The organism is Streptomyces sp. NPDC001220 (assembly GCF_053597895.1).
Genome location: NZ_JBSFJE010000015.1, coordinates 26,191 through 49,392, shown reverse-complemented (window position 1 = coordinate 49,392; position 23,202 = coordinate 26,191). Strand labels below are relative to the sequence as shown.

The window sequence follows — 23,202 nt, the reverse complement described above, 5'->3', positions numbered from 1 at the left end:
GCCGGTTGAGACTGAACGGACTTTGTCCGGGAAAACTGCGTACGCGTTCCAGAACACCCGACCCCGCAAGTGTTCTCGGAGCCCTGAAAGGCCGAACCGTATTCTCAGGAAAAGGAATTTCAGGGCGTCACAATAAGCCGGAAAATGCCGCGCACACGTTAATCAGCCTCCCGATACTACCCCGCCCGTTCAGGCGGACGCCCGGCGCCGGAAGGGGTGTTCGCACTCGCGGACGGCTGCCGCACGGCGTCAGCCGCACGTAAGGGACCAACGCGACTTTCGACCGTGACCCCCCTCTTTAAGCACGCCGCATCCCAGTGGCAGCCGGGCACCTGAAAGCAGTGTGACCCATGGTTGCTTGACGTCACAGCGCCCGAGTTCCAGACTTGACGCCGACAGAACAGACCGATCAGTCCCTTCTGAAACCGACCGCACATTCCGGCAACTCGGACATGTCATCTCTTCAGGGGTGACGAACGCCGCCGTCCCGTACTTCGAGGACGCATGCAAGCCGTTTCCGGTGGATGGAGAGGTCGCAGCAGAAGGGACCGATGGGTCCCAACAAGACCGGATGGCGTCGTACGACGGGTCGAGCGGTCCGGGCGGGCACCCCGCCGGACCACTCCCATCCGCACGGGGGGTCATATGCGTTCCGACCGCGTTCGGACGAGGCATGCCGAGCCGTCGGCGCCGGTGCACGGCCGGCCGTGTACGCGATGCGATCCGCATTCCGTTCCGGTTCCCATGGGCGGCATCCGCGGAGCGAAGGTGCGAAGACCCGAAGCGATCACCTCGTTCGTCGGGTGCGCGTGAGCGACCCGGGCGGCCGGACGACCGCCCGCACCAGCTGACCCGCTTCGGCCTCACACCCGTCTGCTTGGGAGCTCGCACCGATGACCATCCCCTCCGCCCCCGCCGCGGCCGTTTTACGGACCGACCCCGCCGTCGACACCGCGGCGGTGATCGCCCCGTACGACGGCGGGATCCCGTATCCGCGGGCGTTCGCCCGGCACGGCTGGCGGACGGTGGCCGTCGTCCCGGAGAGCCGCCTGCGGCCGCCGGCGTACCGGAACTCGCCGGTGCCGGCCGGATACACCGGCACGGTCGTGCACCGCGGGGTCCGGCAGACCGTCAAGGCGCTGCGGGCGCTGGGGGTCTCGGCCGTCGTCGCGGGCAGCACCGGGGGCATCGAGCCGGCCGAGCGGATCGCCTGGCAGCTCGGTCTTCCCGGCGCCGATCCGGCGACCTCACCGCTGAGGTACGACCGCGGGGCGCAGGCGGACCGCCTGGCACGGGTGGGCGTTCCCGCCCTGCGGGGCATCCGCACGGCGAGTCCGGCCGAGGCCGTGGCCTGGGCGCGGCGCCACCCCATGCCCGGCTATCTGCTCACCCCGGCGGCCGGCGGAACCCCGGTCGCCCCGGTGGAGTGCCGGGACGAACTCCAGATCGGGGCCGCCTGGCCGGCCCTGCGGGACGCGGCCGTCAGGCACTCCGGCAGCGCGCACCTGGTGCTGAGCGAGCGGCCCTCCGGGCGCCGGTACACGGTCAACACGGCCACTCGTCCGGGCCCCGACGGCCGCCCCGAGCACGTCGTCACCGATCTGTGGGCGGACGTCCACACCGGGGACGGCCGGCTGGACCGCACCGATCTGCTCGCTCCTGGCAGCCCGCTGGCGCGGACCCTGGCGCTCGGCACCACGCGGGTGCTCGACGCGCTGGGCGTGGTGTGCGGTCCGGTCACCACCCGGCTGGCGTACGCGACCGGTGGCGAGCCCCTGCTGGTGGGCGCGCTGGCGGCGCCCGTCGTGACGCCGGCCGACGAAGCGCTGCGGACGGCGACCGGCCGTAACCGCGCCGTCGACGCGCTGGGCACGTGGATCCCTCCGGCCGCCGCCCGGTTCACGCCCGCGCCGGGCGGACAGCACATCGTGCGGGTGCACATGCGCGCGACCGCCGGGATCGCCCCGTGGCTGGGAGCCGTCCTGCGCTCGCTGCCCACCGTGGTCGCGGCGAGCGAGATCCGCACGCCCGGTGCCCCCGTCTCCGCCGAGGCCGTACTCAGCAGCAGCGAGCCGCGCGCCATCGAACGGGACTACAGCGTGATCCGTGCGCTGGAACACCACGGATGACGTTCACCGGGCGGTCCGTGACCCCGCGGCCGCGCCTGTGCGCACACCACCACCCGAGAGGAGACCTCGTGCTCACGTCACCCCGGTCCCGGGCCGCCGCCCGCCCCGCCCGCGAGTCCGGCCCGCCCGGCCCACTCCCGATGACGCGGAACGCTCGCATCCTGGAACTGGGCGTGCGGCACACCGCCGCGCGCACGGCTGGTCGACGCCCGGCGTTGCACGGCGCTCACCGGGCCGCCCCCGCATGAAGCCGTTGTAGAGGAAGCGCTGCGGGCACAGGAGGACGACCGGCGTCGGCAGGATGACCAGGGCCACTCCCGCCGAGACGACCTCGCAGTGCGCTCCCTGGGGGCCGCTGAGGCGGAAGTGGGACGTCGAGATCACGCCAAGATTCCGGGACGGCACATGTGACCTTCGCCGCTCCCGCCGTCAGGGGTGGGCAGTCACGTTACTCATAAGTAGCATGGGCCTGAGCGCGCGCTCAGCGCATGCAGCAGTGCCATCCCGCACCCTGGAGGAGAGCCAATCGTGCCTCGTACCGTCAGGGATGTCGTCTTCGTCGACGGCGTCCGTACCCCGTTCGGCAAGGCGGGCCCGAAGGGCATCTACCACGAGACCCGTGCCGACGACCTCGTCGTGAAGGCGATCCGGGAGCTGCTGCGCCGCAACCCCGGTCTGGACACCAAGAAGATCGACGAGGTCGCCATCGCCGCGACCACCCAGATCGGTGACCAGGGTCTGACCATCGGCCGTACCGCGGGCATTCTCGCGGGCCTGCCGACCTCCGTCCCCGGCTACTCCATCGACCGTATGTGTGCCGGCGCCCTGACGGCCGTCACCACGGTCGCCGGTTCCGTCGCCTTCGGCGCGTACGACATCGCCATCGCCGGTGGTGTCGAGCACATGGGCCGCCACCCGATGGGCGAGGGCGTCGACCCGAACCCGCGGTTCGTCAGCGAGAAGCTGGTCGACGAGTCGGCGCTGTTCATGGGCATGACCGCCGAGAACCTGCACGACCGCTACCCGCAGATCTCCAAGCTGCGCACGGACGAGTACGCGGTGCGGTCGCAGGAGAAGGCCGCCAAGGCGTACGCCAACGGCAAGATCCAGGCCGACCTGGTCCCGATCTCGGTGCGCCGGACCAACCCCGAGGGCGGCGAGACCGGCTGGGGTCTGGTCACCGCCGACGAGCCGATGCGGCCGGGGACCACCCTGGAGAACCTGTCGGGTCTGAAGACGCCGTTCCGTGTGCACGGCCGGGTCACCGCCGGCAACGCGGCCGGTCTGAACGACGGCGCCACCGCCTCGCTGATCGCCAGCGAGGACTTCGCCCGCGAGAACAACCTGCCGGTCAAGATGCGGCTCGTGTCGTACTCCTTCGCGGGTGTCGAGCCGGAGGTCATGGGCTACGGCCCGATCCCGGCCACCGAGAAGGCGCTCGCGCAGGCGGGTCTGTCGATCTCCGACATCGGTCTGTTCGAGATCAACGAGGCCTTCGCCGTGCAGGTGCTGGCCTTCCTGGAGCACTACGGCATCGCGGACGACGACGAGCGCGTCAACCAGTACGGCGGCGCCATCGCCTTCGGTCACCCGCTGGCCTCCTCGGGTGTGCGTCTGATGACGCAGCTGGCCCGTCAGTTCGAGGAGCAGCCGAACGTCCGCTACGGCCTGACCACCATGTGCGTCGGCTTCGGCATGGGCGCGACGGTCATCTGGGAGAACCCGCACTTCGAGGGGGACAAGTGAGCACCACCGCCGAGCTTCTGAAGCAGGCCTCGGACCTGTTCCCCGACGAGGTCGTGACGTCGGCGCACGTGCGCCACTTCGACCTGCCGTCCGGGGCCGGCCGCTTCGCGCTGATCACCCTGGACAACGGCCTGGACCACACCAAGCCGACCACCTTCGGCCCGGCCTCGCTGGCGAACCTCAACACCGCCATCGACCAGGTCGAGAAGGAGGCGGCCGAGGGCGCGATCGTCGGTGTCGGCATCACCGGCAAGCCGTTCATCTTCGCGGTCGGCGCGGACCTGAAGGGTGTCGAGCTCCTGAAGGAGCACGAGCACGCGCTCGCCATCGGCAAGGGCGGCCACGAGGTCTTCAAGCGCCTCGCGGGTCTGGCCGTGCCGACCTTCACCTACTACAACGGTGCCGCCATGGGCGGTGGCGTCGAGGTCGGTCTGCACTGCACCTACCGCACGGTGTCGAAGGCCATCCCGGCGTTCTCGCTCCCCGAGGTGTTCCTGGGTCTGGTCCCGGGCTGGGGCGGCTGCGCGCTGCTGCCGAACCTGATCGGCGCCGACAAGGCCGTCTCGGTGATCATCGAGAACAGCCTCAACCAGAACAAGCAGCTCAAGGGGCAGCAGGTCTTCGACCTGGGCATCGCCGACGCTCTCTTCGAGGGCGCCGACTTCCTGGAGCAGTCGCTGATCTGGACCGCCCAGGTACTCAAGGGCGACATCGAGGTCGAGCGCCCGGTGATCGACCGCGGCGAGGCCTGGGACCAGGCCGTCGCCAAGGGCCGCTTCATCGCGGACTCCAAGGTGCACGGCGCGGCCCCGGCCGCCTACCGCGCCCTGGACATCATCGCCGCCGCCAAGAACGGCGACCTCCAGCAGGGGTACGACGCCGAGGACCTGGCGCTCGCCGACCTGATCATGGGCGGCGAACTGCGCGCCGGCATCTACGCGTTCAACCTGGTGCAGAAGCGCGGCAAGCGTCCCGCGGGTGCGCCGGACAAGAACCTGGCGCGTCCGGTCACCAAGGTCGGTGTCGTCGGCGCCGGTCTGATGGCCTCTCAGCTCGCCCTGCTCTTCCTGCGCCGCCTCGAGGTGCCGGTCGTGCTGACCGACATCGACCAGGAGCGCGTCGACAAGGGTGTGGGCTACGTCCACGCCGAGATCGAGAAGCTGCTCGGCAAGGGCCGCATCAACCAGGACAAGGCCAACCGCCTCAAGGCCCTGGTCACCGGTGTGCTGGACAAGGCCGAGGGCTTCGCGGACGCGGACTTCATCATCGAGGCCGTGTTCGAGGAGATCGGCGTCAAGCAGCAGGTGTTCGCGGAGGTCGAGGCGGTCGCCCCGGCGCACGCGATCCTCGCCACCAACACCTCCTCGCTGTCGGTGACGGAGATGGCGTCGAAGCTCAAGAACCCCGAGCGGGTCGTGGGCTTCCACTTCTTCAACCCGGTCGCGATCCTCCCGCTCCTGGAGATCGTGCGCGGCGAGCAGACCGACGACGCGTCGCTGGCCACCGCCTTCGCCGTCGCCAAGAAGCTGAAGAAGACCGCGGTGCTGGTGAAGGACGCCCCGGCGTTCGTCGTCAACCGCATCCTCACCCGCTTCATGGGCGAGATCCAGAACGTCATCGACGAGGGCACCCCGGTCGAGGTCGCGGAGAAGGCGGTCGAGCCGCTGGGCCTGCCGATGTCCCCGCTGGTGCTCCTGGAGCTGGTCGGTCCGGCGATCGGCCTGCACGTCTCGGAGACCCTCAACCGGGCCTTCCCGGACCGCTTCACGGTCTCTCCGAACCTCGCGGCCGTCGTCAAGGCCGGCAAGCGCGGCTTCTACGTGTACGACAGCGGGAAGCCGGAGCTGGACCCCGAGGTCGCCGCGCTGCTGAAGCAGGGTGACGTCGTCCTCAGCGAGGAGCAGGTCCGCGACCGTGTCCTGGACGCCGTCGCCCAGGAGATCGGGCTGATGCTCGACGAGGGTGTCGTCGCCGAGGCGCAGGACATCGACCTCTGCCTGATCACGGGCGCCGGCTGGCCCTTCCACCTGGGCGGCATCACGCCGTACCTGGACCGCGAGGGTGTCTCCGAGCGCGTGAACGGCAAGAAGTTCCTGGCGCCGGGCGTGGCGTCGGTCCCGGCGTAACCGCCGACAGCCGAAGGGGGCCTCCGCGATCCGCGGAGGCCCCCTTTCGCATGCCGTGGCAGGGGTCAGGCCGCGTCGATCCACTCGGTGAGGGCGGGCAGCGGGGCCGGGAGGGCGCCGATCGGGCGGCCGGGGGCCAGTGCGGCCGCGGAGGCGGTGCCCAGGGCGTCGATGGCGTCGAAGACGCGCTCGCAGTTGCCGCCGCCTCGGTGCACGAAGAACTCCTCGACCCGGGCCCGGTGTTCGGTCTGGACCGTGAAGTCGCGGGCGATGGCGGCGATGATCTCGTCGACGGCCTGGTCGACGGTCCGGCAGACCGGGCCGAAGCCGTCCGCGGCGAGGTCGAAGTAGCCGCGCTTGTAGTGCCGGCCGTAGAAGTCCTCCTCGTCGAAGGGGACGTAGACCAGCGGGATGCCCATGTAGGCCACGTCGAAGAACACCGACGAGTAGTCGGTGACCATCAGCGAGCACTCCTTCATCGCCTGCTGCACATTGCGGGTGTGCGGGTCGGCGACCTGGATGGACGGCGAGGAGAACTGGAAGGTGTGCAGGTAGGGGCGGATCTCGTAGTGCGGGAAGAACTCGAGGTCCACGCCGAAGTCGTCCAGGGCGCGGCCGAGGCGGGGGTCGGAGAGCAGCGTCTTGTAGAAACGGTAGTACTCGGACTGGGTGAAGCTGGTCCGCGCCGGTCCGGCGGACTTCTTGTAGGACGCGGTGACGATCCACTGCCGCCAGGTGGGCATCAGCAGGATGCGCGGCTTGTCGCGGCGTTCGCGCTGGAGAGCGTCGAAGCGCGGGAAGCCGACCGGCTGGGCGCGGTCGCCGTAGCCGGCCTCCTGGGCCATGAAGTCGCGTTCCCGACGGCCGGCGGTGACCAGCAGGTCGTAGCTCGCGATGCGCTGGTCGGCGCCGGAGGTCACGTCGTTGTAGGTGACGCCGTGCTGGAGGAACACCCGCTGGTACCTGACCAGTTCGCCGAAGCGGTGCAGGAAGAGCGCCTTCTTGTAGCCCTCGGGGACGAGGTAGGACTCGGAGTCGTAGGAGCCGATGAGCTTGGTCGCGTGGAGCAGGTACATGCGGTGCCTGAAGGAGCCCAGCCTCAGGACGTTCCCGTACGGGGCGACCTTGGCGTGGTCGGGCGAGGCCGCGTCGATGACGTAGTACACGTTGCGGCGCTTGCGGTGGATCCGGGCCCACTTGAAGAAGTGGTACGAGTTGTCCTGCGCGGTGTCGGAACGCTCACCGACCAGCCAGATCTCCTTGCCGTTGAGGAAGGGATAGGTCAGCCAGTAGGCGACGCGCATCCGCCAGCCGGGGTTGCGGGTGCGCAGGATGCGCAGTTCGCGGCCGGTCCGCCACATCGCGTGCCGGAGGCGGGCGGTGCGGCCGGGGGCGACCAGCCGCAGATGCAGCGCGTCCTGGGCGCTGTTCTCGACCGGCAGCACGTCCGGGCCGGTCCAGTCGGGGCCGCCCGGACGGGTCTCCGTCCAGCGCAGCACGGCGCCGTCGGTCTGCGCGTAGGCGATGAGCCTGCCGTCGTGCCCGGTGAGGAGCCAGGGTCCGGACCGCACCGTGCGGCCGGCCGGGGCTCGACCGGACGGCCGCACCCGGTCGGCACGGTCGCGCACGGGAGCGGCCATCAGCGCCGGGCCTCCGGATGGCGCCGGCACCAGCCGGCCCAGGCCGAGGCGACCATGGTGCGGGCGTCGTGGCGGGCCGTCCAGCCCAGTTCGGCGCGGATGCGGTCGGCCGAGGCGACGACCCGTGCCGGGTCTCCGGCGCGGCGCGGCGCGTGGACCGGGGCGGCCGCCGGGCCGTAACCGGTGACCTCGCCGATCAGCGTGATCATCTCGCGTACGGAAACCCCCTCGCCGCGCCCGATGTTGACCGTCAGGTCGCTGCCGGGCTCCCGGCCGGGCAGCGCCCGGGCGGCGGCGAGATGGGCGGCGGCGATGTCCTCGACGTGGATGAAGTCCCGTACGCAGGTGCCGTCCGGGGTGTCGTAGTCGTCGCCGAAGATCACGGGGGCGCTGCCCTCGGTGAGCTTCTCGAAGACCATCGGGACGAGGTTGGAGACGCCCCTGTCCGCGAGGCGCGCCTCGGCCGCCCCGGCGACGTTGAAGTACCGCAGGCAGGCGGTGGTCATCCCGTGCGCCCGGCCCGCGGCGCGCACCAGCCACTCCCCCGCCAGCTTGGTCTCGCCGTAGGGGTTGAGCGGGGCGCAGGGGGTGTTTTCGGTCACCAGGTCCACGTCGGGCATGCCGTACACGGCGGCGGAGGACGAGAACAGGAAGTGCCGCACCCCGGTGTCGGCGGCCGCCTCCAGCAGGGTCTGCAGCCCGTGCACGTTCTCGCGGTAGTAGTGCAGCGGCCGCTCGACCGACTCCCCGACCTGCTTCTTGGCCGCGAGGTGGACCACGCCGTCGATCCCGAGGTCGGACAGGGTGCGCCGCAGGAGGGTGCCGTCGAGCACCGAGCCCTTGACGAAGGTCACACCGTCGGGGACGCGGGCGGGGTCGCCCGTCGAGAGGTCGTCGTACACCGCGACCCGCTCACCGGCGGTGAGCATCGCGCGCACGACATGGGCGCCGATGAAGCCGGCACCGCCTGTTATCAGCCACGTCATGGCGCGCATACTATTTCTTTGGCTGCTGTTTACAAATACATCACGGGTTGTGCATGATCGTGCGGTCGTCCGCCCCTTGTGCGGTTTCGACCGGGCAGCACCACCTGGACCGGCCTCCCCCCCCACCCGAGTCCTCACGCCACAGCACCGCCCCGCCGGGGCACGATCTTTGAGGATTCGAAGCAGGATGAGTCATGTCCCGACGCCCCAGCCCAGCGACTCCGACGCGCCCCCCGCACAGGGTGGCGGGCGCGGCCGCAAGCGCACCGGCGGACGCCGGAGGGGCCGCCGGATCCTGCTCTCACTGGCCGTCCTGGTCGCGGCCGGAGCGGGCACCGCGTACTGGCTCTACAGCGGCATCGACGGCAACATCCAGGGCGTCGACATCGACCGGGCGATCGGGGACGACCGCCCGGAGAAACTGCCCACTTCGGGACAGAACATACTGATCCTCGGCTCGGACTCACGGGCCGGCGCCAACGCGAAGCTGAACACCGGCAAGGTCGCCGGGGCCCGTTCGGACACCGCGCTGGTGATGCACATACCCGAGGGCCGCAAGCAGGCGGTCGCGGTCAGCATCCCGCGTGACACCCTGGTGACCCGCCCGGAGTGCACCACGGCGAGCGGCTCCCAGGCCCCCTCCGCGAAACGCGTGATGTTCAACTCCATCTACTCCCAGGTCGGTCCGGCCTGCGTGGTCAAGACGGTGGAGCAGATGTCCGGGGTCCGCATGGACCACTACGTCGAGGTCGACTTCGCCGGCTTCAAGGACCTGGTGGACGCGATAGGCGGGGTGACCGTCACCGTCGACCAGGACATCCACGACACCTCCAGCGGCCTCGACCTCACCAAGGGCACCCACGAGCTGGACGGCACCCAGTCCCTGGAGTTCGTCCGCACCCGGCACGGCATCGGCGACGGCAGCGACCTCGGCCGGATCGGTCTCCAGCAGCAGTTCATGATCGCCCTGCTCGCGGAGATCCAGAAGCAGGACCTGCTGGGCAGCCCGGTCAAGGCGTACAAGATCGCCGACAAGCTGACCGCCGCGCTCACCACCGACTCCGAACTCGCCTCGCTCACCAAGCTCGCGGAGTTCGGCCGCAGCCTGAACGGCGTCAACCCGTCCACCATGGAGACGATCATGCTCCCGGTGGCGTACGACAAGGCCGACCCGAACCGCGTGGTGGCCGCCGAGCCGCAGGCCTCGACCCTGTGGAAGGCGGTCCGCGCCGACGCCACGATCCCCGACTCGGCGAAGAAGTCCCCTGCCACCGGCGGCAACTGACGATACGTCAGACCTCGCGCCAGGCTTCCAGGGCCAGCCCCGGTTCGTCCTTGCGCCGGGTGAGCCGGAGTTGCCCGGTGGACGGGGAGAGGGTCGCCGCGGTGACCCGGTCGTCCCCGTCCGTGGTCAGGGCGACCGTCGCGTCGGCCGGGAGCTGCGGCCCCGACTCGGTCCACCAGGCACCGGCCCGCTCGTCCTCCGTGGGGTACGCGGCGAACGCCACCCGGCCGCTCGCCGAGCGCTGCGCGAGCAGGGTGCAGTCGTGTCCGTCGAGTTCGCAGCGGACCGCGGCGACCGGCCCCGGCCCGGCGGAGGGCAGCAGGGTGTACGGCTTGCCGCCGGGACGCCAGGCGCACAGGTCGCCGGCCTCGTCGCTGTAGTAGAGGGTCGTGCTCTCGGCGGAGGTGGCCAGGGCGGCGAGGGTGCCCGGCCGGACCGGGGCCTCCAGGGCCTCCAGCAGAACCGGCGGCTTGCCCGCCGCCTCCTGCCGCCAGTACACGATCCCGCCCGGTACGGCCGCGTACACCTCCACCCGCCCCGACTCACCGGTGACCGCCGCGAGTCCGTCCTCGACCAGCCGGCCCTTCAGATCGCGCCACGGCTCCCAGCCGCCCTTCTCCTTCTGGGCGACCATGCTCGCTCCGCGCCCCCGGTTGCGGACGAAGACATGGGCGCGGCCCTGGGCGTCCACCGCGACGGCCGGGGCGCCGGTGATCTCGCCCTTCTTGTTCGGGTGGCCGATCGGCTGCCAGTCCAGGGCGGCCAGACGCGGGCGGTAGTGGGTGGAGTGGACCAGGCCCGACTCGCCCTTCACCGTGGGCCGCCAGGCGACCAGGTGGGCGTATCCGTCGGCACCCCGGCCCACCGAGAAACCGGGGTGCAGCCGCTGGTCGCCGCCCATCTTCCGGGGGGTGCCCCAGGGGCTGCCGGGGCCGCGTTCCGCCCGGCACAGCACGGCGTCGCCCGACGGCAGATAGACACTGAGCCGGCCGTCACGGCCGCGGAGGAGCCAGTCGCCGTTCACCGCTTCACTCTAAGCGGGGCCCTTCGGGGCAGTGGCCCGGGCCCCTGGCGTGCGAGGCTGGGGGCATGGATGACGAAGCACCCCTGCTGGTGATCGTCGACGGTGCGAACGTCGTCGGGTCACGGCCGGACGGCTGGTGGCGGGACCGCAAGGGGGCCGCCGAGCGGCTGCGCGACCGACTGGCCGAGCGGGGCCTGCCCGGCCACCCGACCCCGGTGGACCTGGTGCTCGTCGTCGAGGGCGCGGCCCGCGGGGTGGAGTCGGTGCCCGGGGTACGGGTGGAGTCGGCGGCCGGCAGCGGCGACGACCGCATCGTCGAGCTGACCGCGGAGGCCCCCGGCCGCCCCCGCCTCGTCATCACCGCCGACCGCGAACTCCGGCGCAGGGTCACCGAGTTGGGCGCCGAGGTGATCGGCCCGAACGCCCTGCTCCACTGAACCGGCGCCGCACCCCGGCCGCACCCCCGCACGCCACGGAGCCGGGTCGGGCCACGCCTGCCGCTCCATGGAAGCCGGGGGCGCCGCCGACGCCCTGGAGGGCGCGGGGACCCACCCGCACCCCTGCTCCACCGACCCGGGCCCGCCCGTGCCGGTCGTTGCGCGGGCTCACTCGGCCGGCGCGCGGGCGTACAGCACCGCTCCGTCCACCTCGGCCACCTGTTCGTAGTCGGCCGTGAGCAGGCGGCGCAGGCTGGGGACGCGGTCCGGGCCGTACGGCTTGCCCCGGGAGTCGTCGACCACCAGGGCCGGCGCCCGGTCGGCCAGCTCCGCGCGGAACACCGGCCAGGTGCCCTCGACGGCGTACTTCTCGCCGACCTGCGGACCGTCCCTGCCGCCGCTGAAGTTGGTGAGCAGGCCGGCGGTGAGATAGCGGGTGGCGGGGGTGCGGTCGGCGAGCCAGTACGTCTCCGGGTGCATGCCCCAGACCAGCACCCGGTCGCCGGGCTGGGTGCGATGGGCGAGGGCGAGCGCGAGCCGCTGGGCGTGCGCGAGTTCGGGTCGGGGGGCCAGGAGACCCCAGGTCAGGAAGAGGGCGCAGACGCAGGCCGAGGTGCGGACGGCGGCCGCGGTCCGCTCCCTCGGCAGGATCTGCAGCGCGGCCGTGGCCAGCAGCGCGAGCGGCGGGGTGAGTTGCAGGAAGTAGTGGCCGAAGAAGTGGAAGCCGAGGGTGACGGCGACCGCCGACGCGCCCAGCCACAGCCACAGGTCGGCGGCGCCGGTACGGGCGATGCGCAGGGCGCGGGCGACCGGCGGGAGCAGTCCGGCGCAGGCCGCGGCGAGGATCGCGGTGTTGGTCAACGCCCGTGCCAGGACGTGGAGTTCGGAGCCGGTGAAGGAGGCGTAGGCGCCGGAGCCGGTGACCGTCCAGAAGGCGAAGCCGGCCGGGTCGGTGAGCAGGGCCGCGCCCAGTACCGGCAGGGTGAGGCCGGCGGCCAGCCGGAGCAGGCCCGCGCGCGGGCCGCCGTACCGGTTGAGCAGGTAGACCACCGGCAGCAGGACCGCGCCGCCGGTCTGCTTGGTGAGCACGGCGCAGGCGACGGCTGCTCCGGCGGCGCCCCAGCGGCGGCGGTCGGCGCACCACATCGCGGCGGCCGTGGCCGGCAGTATGAACACCTCGAAGGTCGCCGCCTGCGCGTCCTCGGGGTTGAGCCCCACCGAGACCAGCAGATACAGCGCCCCGGCGGTACACCCCGCCCGGTCGCCCCACCGGCGCCGGGCGATCGACGCGAGCAGTACGGCGGTGGCCAGCTGGGCGAGTACGGCGAGCACCCGGAGCGGGGTGAGCGACCCCGACCCGAAGACCGCGAACGCCCCCTCGTACAGCCAGGGCAGCAGCGGCGGTTTGCGGTCCACGACCGTCTCGTACAGCTGCCCGCCGCGCGCCAGCATGCGCGCCTGTACGGCGAGGAAGCCCTCGTCCGGGTTCCACAGCGGCCGCCGGAAGGACGGCACCCGGGTGACGCAGGCCAGCACGGCGAGCAGCGGCAGCAGCCGCGCCCAGTACCCCTTCCGGACGACTACGGATCGTGACGGGACGAGAGGGGCGACAAGCATGGGGAGCACGCTATCCGGCCCCGCAGTCCCACCTTGACGGGACATACGGGGCCGGAGTGGCGAGCCTGACGATTACGGAGCGTCGGCCGGGGTCCGCTGCTGTCCGGCGAGGCGGCTGTGCGAGCGGCCGTAGAGGAAGTAGACGGCGAAGCCGATGACCATCCAGATGGCGAACCGCAGCCAGGTCTCGGCCGGCAGGTTGAGCATCAGCCACAGCGAGGCCAGCACGGAGACGATCGGCAGCGCCGGCACCCACGGGGTGCGGAAGGACCGATCCAGGTCGGGCCGGGTGTTGCGCAGGATGATGACGCTGATCGCGACGACGATGAAGGCGAAGAGCGTGCCGATGTTCACGAGTTCGGCGAGTTCGCTGAGACTGGTGAAGCCGGCGACGATCGCGATGACGACGCCCAGCAGGATGGTCGGCCGGTACGGGGTGCGGAACCTCGGGTGGGTGTGCGAGAAGAACCGGGGCAGCAGCCCGTCCCGGCTCATCGCGAAGAACACCCGGGACTGGCCGAGCAGCAGGATCATGCACACGGTGGTCAGGCCGACGGCCGCGCCGAAGCTGATCAGACCCGCGAACCAGGGGTGCCCGGTGGCCTTGAACGCGTCGGCGAGCGGGGCGTCCACGGACAGCTCGCTGTACTTCTGCATGCCGGTCACCACGATGGCCACGGCCACGTACAGCAAGGTGCAGATGATGAGGGAGCCGATGATGCCTCGCGGCACGTCCCGCTGGGGGTTGCGGGTCTCCTCGGCGGCGGTGGCGACGACGTCGAAGCCGATGAAGGCGAAGAAGACGACGGACGCGGCGGTGAAGATGCCCATCACGCCGAAGTTGGAGGGCGCCCAGCCGAACATCAGCTGGATCAGCGGGGCCTTGAGGTTGCCGCCCGCCGGCACCGCCTCCTTCGGCGGGACGAAGGGGCTGTAGTTGCCGCTGTGGATGAAGAAGGCGCCGGCGATGATGACGACCAGGACGACCGCCACCTTGATGGCGACGACGACCGAGGTGACCCGGGCGGAGAGCTTCATGCCGACGACGAGGATCGCGGTGAGGACGAGGACCAGGGCGGCGGCGAGGATGTCGAAGCCGAAGCCGTGGGCGCCGTCGCGGCCGCTGAGGTACCCGGGCAGATGCCAGCCGGCGTTGTCGAGCAGCGAGTGGATGTACCCCGACCAGCCGACGGCGACCACCGCCGTGCCCAGCGCCAGCTCCAGCACCAGGTCCCAGCCGATGATCCACGCGGGGAACTCGCCGAGCGAGGCGTACGAGAAGGTGTACGCCGAACCGGCGACCGGGACGGTGGAGGCGAACTCGGCGTAGCAGAGCGCGGCGAGGCCGCAGACGACGCCGGCGACGACGAAGGAGAGTGCGACGGCGGGGCCCGCGGAGTTCTTGGCGGCCGTGCCGGTCAGGACGAAGATGCCGGTGCCGATGATGACACCCACGCCGAAGACCGTGAGGTCCAGCGCCGACAGCGACTTCTTGAGCGCGTGCTCCGGTTCCTCGGTGTCCTTGATGGACTGTTCGACGTTCTTGGTCCTGAAGAGCGAACTGGCCACTGCCTACCTCCCACGTTTGTCGTCCTCGACATGATCGAGAGGGCCGGGGATGCGTATGCCCCGGCAAAGGCAGGTTCACGCAGATGGGTCGGTCTCGCCACCGGAGGGGTGAGAGAGACCGACCCATTGGGGTGGTTCGGGATGCGTCGGGGGGTGCGGGGCCGCGGGGGCTGGTCACGCCCACGCGGCGGAGCCGCCTGTCGAATTCAGCCCCACGCCCCTTACGGGGCGCCCCGGCCGGGGCGCCTCAATCCCTCGCGGGCTCCACCGAGTCGACCTCCGTCGTCGTACCGTCCAGCTTGGCCACCAGGCCGGTCACCTGGCGGGCGATGTCCGGGGCCGTCAGGCCGATCTCCGTCATGATCTCGGCCCTCGACGCGTGGTCGAGGAAGCGGGGCGGGATGCCGAAGTCGCGGAGGGGGACGTCGACGCCCGCGTCGCGCAGGGCCTGGGCGATCGTCGCGCCCACCCCGCCGACGCGGATGTTGTCCTCGACCGTGACGACCACCCGGTGCCGCTCCGCCAGCGGGGCCATCGCCTCGTCCACCGGCTTCACCCAGCGCGGGTCCACGACGGTGGTGGAGATGCCCTGCTTGTCGAGGAGGCCGGCGATCTCCAGGCACATCGGGGCGAGGGCGCCCACGGAGACCAGGAGCACGTCCGGGGTGTCGGTGCCGGGCTCGCGCAGCACGTCCATGCCGCCGACCCTGCCGACGGCGGCCACGGCGGGGCCGACCGCGCCCTTCGAGAAGCGGACGACCGTCGGTGCGTCGTCGACCTCGACGGCCTCGCGGAGCTGGGCGCGGACCTGGTCGGCGTCGCGCGGGGCGGCGAGCCGCAGGCCGGGGACGACCTGGAGGATCGACATGTCCCACATGCCGTTGTGGGAGGCGCCGTCGGTACCGGTGACGCCGGCCCGGTCCAGGACGAAGGTCACCCCGCACCTGTGCAGGGCCACGTCCATCAGCACCTGGTCGAAGGCGCGGTTGAGGAAGGTGGCGTACACGGCGAAGACCGGGTGCAGTCCGGTCGTGGCCAGGCCCGCCGCCGAGGTGGCACCGTGCTGCTCGGCGATGCCGACGTCGTAGATCCGCTCCGGGAAGGTGTCGGCGAACTTCTTCAGGCCGACCGGCTGGAGCATGGCCGCCGTGATGGCGACGATGTCCTCGCGCTCCTTGCCGAGCTCGACCATCTCGTCGCCGAAGACGGAGGTCCAGTCGGCGCCGGAGGCCTTGACCGGCAGGCCGGTGTCGGGGTGGATGGGGCCGATGCCGTGGAAGCGGTCGGCCTCGTCCTGGAGGGCGGGCTGGTAGCCGCGGCCCTTCTCGGTGAGGCAGTGCACGATCACCGGGCCGCCGAACCGTTTGGCCCGGGCGAGGGCCGACTCCAGGGCCTCCATGTCGTGGCCGTCGATCGGGCCGACGTACTTGAGGCCCAGGTCCTCGAACATGCCCTGCGGCGCGATGAAGTCCTTCAGCCCCTTCTTGGCGCCGTGCAGGGTGTCGTAGAGCGGCCTCCCGACGACCGGGGTGCGCTCCAGCAGGTCCTTGCCCCGGGCCAGGAACCGCTCGTACCCGTCCGTCGTGCGCAGGGTCGCCAGATGGTTGGCGAGGCCGCCGATGGTCGGGGCGTACGACCGCTCGTTGTCGTTGACGACGATGACCAGCGGGCGGTCCTTGGCGTCGGCGATGTTGTTGAGCGCCTCCCAGGCCATGCCGCCGGTGAGGGCGCCGTCACCGATCACGGCGACGACGTGGCTGTCGCGTTCGAGCAGCTGGTTGCCCTTGGCGATGCCGTCGGCCCAGCCGAGCACCGTGGAGGCGTGGCTGTTCTCGATGACGTCGTGCTCGGACTCGGCCTGCGAGGGGTAGCCGGACAGGCCGCCCTTCTGCTTCAACTTCGAGAAGTCCTGCCGGCCGGTGAGCAGCTTGTGCACGTAGGACTGGTGGCCGGTGTCCCACAGCACCTTGTCCTTCGGGGAGTCGAAGACGCGGTGCAGGGCGATGGTGAGCTCGACCACGCCCAGGTTGGGACCCAGGTGTCCGCCGGTCTTGGAGACCGCTTCCACGAGGAAGCTCCGGATCTCCTCTGCCAGCTGGACCAGCTCCTCGGGGCTGAGCCGGTCCAGATCGCGCGGTCCCCTGATACGGGTCAGCAGCGGCACCCGTGCCTCCTTGCAGTAGAGCTGATCGAGCTGTTGCCGGGCTCATCGAGTCTAATGTTCCGCCCGGGCGGAACGACTCCGGCCCTTGGGTCATGGGTCACGCGATCGGCTGTACCCATCATGAGCCCCACCTAAGACATGACTGTGCCCGGCACTGGACAGTGCCGGGCACAGTCGGAAACCTCAGGGGCGCGGGGCTGTGTTCATTTGCGGCTACCACCGCGTGGGCGCGATCAACCACGACGGCGGTGAAGCCGCCCACGCGCCGCGACCCCGACGGCGATCGGAGCTATCCGCGCCCCGCCGCCTTCTGGCTCTTACGGGAGACGGAGTCGATGACGACCGCACCCAGCAGAACACCACCGGTGATCATGTACTGGATCGACGTGTTCATGTTCAGCAGGTCGAGGCCGGTCTGGATCGACTGGATGACCAGCATGCCCAGGAGGGCGGACCAGACGGTACCGCGGCCACCGAACAGGGACGTACCACCGATGACGGCCGCCGCGATGGCGAGCATCAGCGTGTTGCCGCCACCGGCGTTCAGCGTCGCGCTCGCCGTCTGACCGGCGAAGAACATACCGCCGATGGCCGCGAAGCCACCGGAGATCGCGAACACGGTGATCCGGACCATCGGCACGCTGATACCCGCACGGCGGGCCGCCTCGATGCCACCGCCGACCGCGAAGACCTTGCGGCCGTAGGTCGTACGACGGAGCACGAAGTCGACGATCACCAGCGAGGCGAGGAAGATCACCAGCGCGTTGGAGACACCGGACGCGTTGTTCAGCACCGCGGCCGCCGCGAAGGACGCGACCGCGAGCAGCACGACACGGACCAGGATCTCGCTGGTGGGCCGGAACGGCACACCCGCCGCACGGCGCCGGCGCTGCTCGTTGAACTGGCCCACCGCCGAGAGCACCACACCGAGGCCGGCCAGCAGGTAGGCGCCGATGATGGCCTGGTCCATGAAGAAGGAGCTCTGGCCGAGGACGTGCACCGGACCGCTGTCGGCCGGGATGTTGATCGTGCCGCTGGAGCCCAGCAGCCACAGCATCAGGCCGTTCCAGCCGAGGAAGCCGGCCAGGGTGACCACGAACGCGGGTACGCCGATCTTCGCGAAGAACCAGCCGTGCAGAGCGCCGATGCCGATGCCGGTGATGATCGTGAGGACCAGCGCCAGCCACTGGTTCATGCCGTGGTTGACCACGAAGACGGCGAACACCGTGGACGCGAGTCCGCTGACCGAGCCGACGGACAGGTCGATCTCGCCGAGCAGCAGCACGAACACCAGGCCGATGGCGAGCATGCCGGTGGCCGCGAGGAAGTAGCTGATGTTGGAGAGGTTGTCCGCGCTCAGGAACAGGCTGTTCTTCACCTGGAAGATGGTCCAGATGATGATCAGGCCGACGACCACCGGCAGCGAGCCCAGCTCGCCGCCCTTCACCCGGCGCTTGAACTCCGTGAGGTAGCCCTTGAAGCCCTCTTCACGGACCAGCAGGCGCGGGTCGACGACCGTGACCGGCGCGGCCGTGGGGTCGTCGGCGGGCGCCACCGTGGTCGGGGCCTCGGCGGCCTCGGCCTTCTCGATCTTGGGCGACTCGCCGCCCTCTACGGTCTTGTTCGACGTCTCACTCACTTTGCCGCCTCCGGGGTGCGACGCTCCGAACGACGGGTCACGGCGTTGTCCGTGGCACCCGTGATCGCCGCGATGATCTCTTCCTGGCTGGTGCTCTTCACGGGGAAGAAACCATTGTTCTTGCCGAGTCGCAGCACCGCCACGGTGTCCGCGACCGCCTTCACGTCGGCCATGTTGTGGCTGATGAGGATGACGGCGAGGTTGCGCTCGCGCAGCCGCTCGACCAGGTCGAGGACCTGCGCGGTCTGCTCGACACCGAGGGCCGCGGTGGGCTCGTCGAGGATGACGACCTTGGGGTCGCCGATCAGGGCGCGGGCGATGGCCACGACCTGACGCTGACCGCCGGAGAGACTGGCGATCGGGATGCGGACGCTCGGGATGCGGATGGAGAGCGTGCTCAGCAGCTCGCGGGCCTGCTTCTCCATCGTGACCTCGTCGATGACGCCGCGGTGCAGCAGCTCACGGCCGAGGAAGAGGTTGCCGACCACGTCGAGGTTGTCGCAGAGGGCGAGGTCCTGGTAGACCGTCGCGACGCCGAGTCCCTGGGCGTCGTGCGGCTTGTTGATGCTGACCGGGCCGCCCTCCCACTCGATGACGCCCTCATCGATGGGGTGGACACCCGCGATCGTCTTGACCAGGGTCGACTTTCCTGCGCCGTTGTCGCCCACCAGGGCGACCACTTCTCCGGCGTGGACCTCCAGCTCGACTTCGGTGAGGGCCTGGACCGCACCGAATCGCTTGGAGACTCCGCGCAACGCCAGCACGGGCGTAGCGGACACGTGAACCATCTCCTTCGCCGCCTGACCGGCGGGGATGCCGCGCTTGTGTGATCAGGCGCGGAGGGCCGTGCGGTACCTCAGGTTGGTCGGTGTACGCACGTGGTTTACAAGATGAACATGCGCGAATCCGCTGCGCTTGGCAACGGGTCCGTCCGACGCCCGCTCCGGCAGCGGGGTATGAAGGCCGGAGCGGGCGTCGGAGGGGTTTCGCGAGACCGCCGGACGGACCGGGCACCTTGCGGAAGGGCCGGGTGGTGCGTCGGGCGGCCGGGGCCCGGGTGTCGTACTGCGATCACCCGGGCGCTGGCGGCCGGAGCCGGACGGCTCCAGGGCTGGACTACTGCAGGCCGGCGGCCTTGCAGGCCTTGGCGAACTCGGCGGTGCAGATGTCCGCGACGGTGTACAGCTTGTCCTTGATCACGGTGTCCGTGATGTTGGCCTTGGTGACCGACACGGGGGTCAGCAGCTGGGAGGGCACCTTGTCACCGGAGCCGCTGGTCTGCGTGGTGGTGGCGAGCGAGGAGATGCTCTTGCCCTGCAGCAGGTCCACGGCGATCGTGGCGGCGGCGTCGGCCTCCGGCTTGAACGCCTTGTAGACGGTGGAGGACTGGGTGCCGGCGACGATGCGCTGGATGCCCGCGAGCTCCGCGTCCTGACCGGTCAGCGGGATGCCGCTGATGCCGGCGCCCTTGAGGGTGGTGGCGATACCACCGGCCATGCCGTCGTTGGCGGAGTAGACGCCCGCGATGTTCTTGGCGCCGAGCTGCGTGATGGCCGCCTTGACCTTCTGCGCGGCGACGGTGTCCTTCCACAGGCCGGACTGCTCGTAGGCGATCTTGACCTTGCCGTCCAGGGCCTTGTGGGCACCCGCCTTGAACTGGGCGGCGTTCGGGTCGGCGTCGTCACCGTTGATCATGACGACCTTGGACTTGGTGGTCGCCTTGGAGCCGAGGGCGTCGAGGAGGGCCTGGCCCTGCAGCTCGCCGACCTTGACGTTGTCGAAGGAGACGTAGGCCGAGACCTTGCCCTGGGCGAGGCGGTCGTACGCGACGACCTTGACGCCCTTGGCCACGGCGGCGTCGATGGAGGACTTGATGGCCGCAGAGTCCTGGGCGGAGATCACGATGACCTTGACGCCCTTGGTGACCATGGTGCTGACCTGCTGGGCCTGCTTGGCGGCGTCACCCGCAGCGTTCGCGTAGTCGACGGTGCAGTCGGCACACAGCGACTTGACCTGCGCCTCGAAGTACGGGTGGTCGAACTTCTCGTAGCGCGCGGTCACGCTGTCGGGGAGCAGCAGGCCGATGGTCTTGCCACCGGAGGAGCTGCTGCTGGACGAGTCGCTCTTCTTGTCGTCGCCGGCCTTGCCACAGGCGGCGACGGACAGCGCCATGGAAACCGCGGCGGTGCCGATCACGACTCTACGCATCGTTGCGTTCATTTGGGGGTGCCTCCCTGACAGGGCCGCAACGCTGCGGCCGAGGTGGCTGGAAGTCAACTCGGCCGTGACTGCGGCGTCAAGAAGTAAATACTTAACGAGATGGCAACGGCGCCATTCGTTCTCTAAGTGAAGGCAGGTGCAACGGCAGGCAACGACCCGTCCAAAAGGGTCGAATCGCCCATCTCGCTGAGCGCCAGAGCAAGTGCGCCGAGCACCTCCGCACGGCCGCCAAGGGCCCCTGGAAGCACCGAGAGTTGCCGGGCGGCGCTGGGGATCGCATAGCGCCCCACGGACTCCCTGATCGGCGCCAGGACCAGCTCTCCGGCCTCGGCGAGGTCGCCGCCGAGGACCACCCTGCTCGGGTTCAGCAGGTTGCAGAGATTGGCCACACCACTGCCGATGTGCCGGCCGACATCGGCGATCACCCGACGGCAGCCTGGGTCGCCGTCCCGGGCCAGCCGCACGACGCCTTCCATGGTCAGGTCGGTGCCGTGACCGGGCTGGAGCAGTGGCAGCACGTAGCGGGCCGCCGCGAAGGTCTCCAGGCAGCCGCGGTTGCCGCAGCGGCAGACCGGGCCGGATTCATCGAGTGTAATATGTCCGATTTCGCCCGCCGTGCCGCCGGGGCCCCGGTAGATCTTCCCGTTGATCACCAGACCGGCGCCGACACCGCTCGCGACCTTGATGTAAGCGAGATCACGCACGCCCTTGCCGCTGCCCCAGACCAGCTCGCCCAGGGCGCCGAGGTTGGCGTCGTTGTCCACGTGCACGGGGACGCCGAGACGGAGTCTGAGCTCCTCGGCGGGTCTCGCGCCGATCCAGCCGGGCAGGATGGCGCTGGAGCCGAGGGTGCCGGACTCGACGTCGATCGGTCCGGGTACGCCGACGCCCACACCGGCGATCTTCGAACGGTCCACGCCGGTCGCCGCGATCAGGCGGTTGACCAGCTCTTCCGCCCGGTCGAAGCCCTGGCTGGACGACGAGTCCACGTCGAGCGGTTCGGACTCCTCGGCCAGCACCTGGTGGGCCAGGTTCCCGATCGCGACGCGCAGGTGGGTATGGCCGAAGTCGACCCCGATGACGATGCCTGCGTCACCGCTCAGACTCACGCTGCGGGCCCTGCGGCCACCCGCCGACGTGGGCGTGACCTCGACGGTTCCACCGTCCTTGAGCTCGCGCACGATGTTGGAGACCGTCGCCGCCGAGAGGCCGGTCGTGCGCGCGATCTCCGCCTGCGTGAGCGATCCGGCCAGTCGTACGGCCCGTACGACACGTTCCAGGTTGGCTCGGTGCAGCGACGACTGCGACCCCGGAGTCTCCATCGACCCATCCACTCCCGCCATCGGAGGCGGCCACGGTGCCGCCAACGTGACCCAGGTCACCTCACTGAGACCGGGCCACTTACAAGTTATGAACTCCAAGCTCTGCTGAACGGGTTACCGCCGTCAAGTCCTTGACAGAAATCGTTGGCGGTTCGGGGGTCGCCTGAGGGACATGCTTTCGACATGTCTAGGCCACTGGTGAGCAGGCGGGAGAGGGGGTACGGGTCACCGTGGCGGAGCGGGTGCGGCGCCGTTGTGGCTGGTCGCGCCCACGCGGCGGAGCCGCATCGTGAACACAGCCCCGCGCCCCTTCAGGGCGTGGTCGTGGCCGCCGGATTCGAAGGCGCCCTCTTTCGGGTTGCGAATATTCGCGTTACTTCAGAGCGCCCGCCGTCAGGCCCGCCACCACCTGGCGCTGGAAGATGATGTACGCCGCCAGGACCGGGAGCATCGCCATCACCAGGCCGGCGAACAGGCCCGACCAGTCGCCCTTGTAACCCTGACTGACCGCCAGCTGGACCAGGCCCTGGGTGAGGACGTGCTTGTCGGGGTCCGTGTTGAGGACCGTCGGGAGCATGTACTGGTTCCACTGCCCCAGGAAGTTGAAGATCCCCACGCTGATCAGGCCGGGCTTCGCCATCGGCAGCATGATCTGGAAGAACGTGCGGGTGTGCGAGGCGCCGTCGACGAAGGCGGCTTCGGCCACCGAGGTGGGCAGGGTGCGGAAGAACGCCGTGAGGAAGAAGACCGTGAACGGCAGCGAGTACGCGATGTAGACCAGGATCAGGCCGTGGATGGTGTTCAGCAGGCCCATGTTGTTCACGACGTAGAACAGCGGGACCAGCGCGAGCATGATCGGGAAGCTCATGCCGCCGATGAACAGGAAGTAGATGAAGCGGTTGCCCGGGAAGTCGAAGCGGGCCAGGACGTAGGCCGCCATCGAGCCGAGCACCAGCGTGCCGATCAGCGAGCCGCCCACCACCAGGATGGTGTTCAGGAAGTAGTCGCTCATGTTGGCCTGGGTCCAGGCCCGCGACCAGTTGTCGAAGTGCAGCTTGTCCGGCAGCGCCCACGGCGAGCTGAAGATGGACCTGTCGTCCTTGAAGGAGGTCATCACCGCCCAGACCAGCGGCATGACCACCATGATCGCCCAGAGGACCAGGACGCCGTGGGAGAAGACGTTGAGGATCCCGCCCTCGCGCCTGCGCCGGGACGGCTCCGGCGCGGGGATCTCGGTCTTGGCCACGGGCGCGTCCGGGCCGGTCGGCATCGGGGCGTCGGTCTCGGTCGTCGTCATC

General features: G+C 70.3%; 16 protein-coding genes and 1 pseudogene. 5 read left to right on the top strand and 12 right to left on the bottom strand.

Annotation, left to right across the window (positions count from 1 at the left end):
* The first annotated feature begins 893 nt into the window (after nucleotides 1-893).
* The gene (locus tag ACWDGI_RS31765; protein WP_450764911.1) at nucleotides 894-2,129 is read left to right on the top strand and encodes a hypothetical protein; all 1,236 of its coding nucleotides are present in this window, start codon (nucleotides 894-896) and stop codon (nucleotides 2,127-2,129) included.
* 237 nt (nucleotides 2,130-2,366) lie between these two features.
* Here ACWDGI_RS31765 and ACWDGI_RS31760 read toward each other — a convergent pair.
* Nucleotides 2,367-2,537, bottom strand: a pseudogene (locus tag ACWDGI_RS31760) (carbohydrate ABC transporter permease); the annotation flags it as partial.
* 120 nt (nucleotides 2,538-2,657) lie between these two features.
* On the opposite strand from ACWDGI_RS31760, the gene ACWDGI_RS31755 reads away from it, so the two are divergent.
* Both ACWDGI_RS31755 and ACWDGI_RS31750 read left to right on the top strand, forming a co-directional pair.
* Nucleotides 2,658-3,875, top strand: a complete 1,218-nt coding sequence (locus tag ACWDGI_RS31755; protein WP_450764909.1) for a thiolase family protein — start codon at nucleotides 2,658-2,660, stop codon at nucleotides 3,873-3,875.
* Nucleotides 3,872-6,001: a 3-hydroxyacyl-CoA dehydrogenase NAD-binding domain-containing protein gene (locus tag ACWDGI_RS31750; protein WP_450764907.1), complete on the top strand. Its 2,130-nt coding sequence runs from the start codon at nucleotides 3,872-3,874 to the stop codon at nucleotides 5,999-6,001. Before ACWDGI_RS31755 ends, ACWDGI_RS31750 begins: the two co-directional genes overlap by 4 nt.
* A 65-nt stretch (nucleotides 6,002-6,066) precedes the next feature.
* Here the strand turns inward: ACWDGI_RS31750 and ACWDGI_RS31745 are convergent, their stop codons facing one another.
* Nucleotides 6,067-7,641, bottom strand: a complete 1,575-nt coding sequence (locus ACWDGI_RS31745) for a CDP-glycerol glycerophosphotransferase family protein (RefSeq protein WP_450764905.1) — start codon at nucleotides 7,639-7,641, stop codon at nucleotides 6,067-6,069.
* Complete coding sequence (gene galE, locus ACWDGI_RS31740; RefSeq protein WP_450764904.1) at nucleotides 7,641-8,627, bottom strand: UDP-glucose 4-epimerase GalE; 987 nt, start codon at nucleotides 8,625-8,627, stop codon at nucleotides 7,641-7,643. The genes ACWDGI_RS31745 and galE overlap by 1 nt, the downstream gene beginning before the upstream one ends.
* Nucleotides 8,628-8,814: 187 nt before the next feature.
* Here galE and ACWDGI_RS31735 point away from each other — a divergent pair, with 187 nt between their 5' ends.
* On the top strand, nucleotides 8,815-9,912 hold the full coding sequence (locus ACWDGI_RS31735; RefSeq protein ID WP_450764902.1) for an LCP family protein: 1,098 nt from the start codon (nucleotides 8,815-8,817) through the stop codon (nucleotides 9,910-9,912).
* A 7-nt stretch (nucleotides 9,913-9,919) separates the two neighbouring features.
* Here the strand turns inward: ACWDGI_RS31735 and ACWDGI_RS31730 are convergent, their stop codons facing one another.
* Entirely contained in the window at nucleotides 9,920-10,936 is a 1,017-nt protein-coding gene (locus ACWDGI_RS31730) for a hypothetical protein (protein WP_450764900.1), read from the bottom strand.
* Between the two features lie 65 nt (nucleotides 10,937-11,001).
* On the opposite strand from ACWDGI_RS31730, the gene ACWDGI_RS31725 reads away from it, so the two are divergent.
* Nucleotides 11,002-11,373 (top strand): NTP pyrophosphohydrolase, encoded by a 372-nt coding sequence (locus tag ACWDGI_RS31725; protein WP_450764898.1) that lies wholly within the window; start codon nucleotides 11,002-11,004, stop codon nucleotides 11,371-11,373.
* A 168-nt stretch (nucleotides 11,374-11,541) separates the two neighbouring features.
* On the opposite strand, the gene ACWDGI_RS31720 is transcribed toward ACWDGI_RS31725, so the two are convergent.
* The 8 genes from ACWDGI_RS31720 to ACWDGI_RS31685 form a co-directional block, all read right to left on the bottom strand.
* Nucleotides 11,542-12,990: an ArnT family glycosyltransferase gene (locus tag ACWDGI_RS31720; RefSeq protein ID WP_450764896.1), complete on the bottom strand. Its 1,449-nt coding sequence runs from the start codon at nucleotides 12,988-12,990 to the stop codon at nucleotides 11,542-11,544.
* A 72-nt stretch (nucleotides 12,991-13,062) separates the two neighbouring features.
* Nucleotides 13,063-14,559 carry an amino acid permease gene (locus tag ACWDGI_RS31715; RefSeq protein ID WP_450764894.1) on the bottom strand — a complete coding sequence of 499 codons (1,497 nt, stop codon included), beginning with the start codon at nucleotides 14,557-14,559 and terminating at the stop codon, nucleotides 13,063-13,065.
* Nucleotides 14,560-14,806: 247 nt separating this feature from the next.
* Nucleotides 14,807-16,723, bottom strand: coding sequence for a 1-deoxy-D-xylulose-5-phosphate synthase (dxs, locus tag ACWDGI_RS31710; protein ID WP_450764892.1), 1,917 nt, complete (start codon nucleotides 16,721-16,723; stop codon nucleotides 14,807-14,809).
* Nucleotides 16,724-17,012: 289 nt separating this feature from the next.
* A complete protein-coding gene (locus tag ACWDGI_RS31705) occupies nucleotides 17,013-18,362 on the bottom strand; it encodes a sugar ABC transporter permease (protein ID WP_450764890.1) in 1,350 nt (449 codons plus the stop codon).
* Entirely contained in the window at nucleotides 18,359-19,150 is a 792-nt protein-coding gene (locus ACWDGI_RS31700; protein ID WP_450764888.1) for an ATP-binding cassette domain-containing protein, read from the bottom strand. Before ACWDGI_RS31700 ends, ACWDGI_RS31705 begins: the two co-directional genes overlap by 4 nt.
* A gap of 328 nt (nucleotides 19,151-19,478) precedes the next feature.
* The gene (locus ACWDGI_RS31695; protein WP_351710421.1) at nucleotides 19,479-20,582 is read right to left on the bottom strand and encodes a sugar ABC transporter substrate-binding protein; all 1,104 of its coding nucleotides are present in this window, start codon (nucleotides 20,580-20,582) and stop codon (nucleotides 19,479-19,481) included.
* A gap of 122 nt (nucleotides 20,583-20,704) precedes the next feature.
* A complete protein-coding gene (locus ACWDGI_RS31690; RefSeq protein ID WP_450764885.1) occupies nucleotides 20,705-21,904 on the bottom strand; it encodes an ROK family transcriptional regulator in 1,200 nt (399 codons plus the stop codon).
* A 373-nt stretch (nucleotides 21,905-22,277) separates the two neighbouring features.
* Entirely contained in the window at nucleotides 22,278-23,201 is a 924-nt protein-coding gene (locus tag ACWDGI_RS31685) for a carbohydrate ABC transporter permease (RefSeq protein WP_450764883.1), read from the bottom strand.
* Between the last annotated feature and the right edge of the window lies 1 nt (nucleotide 23,202).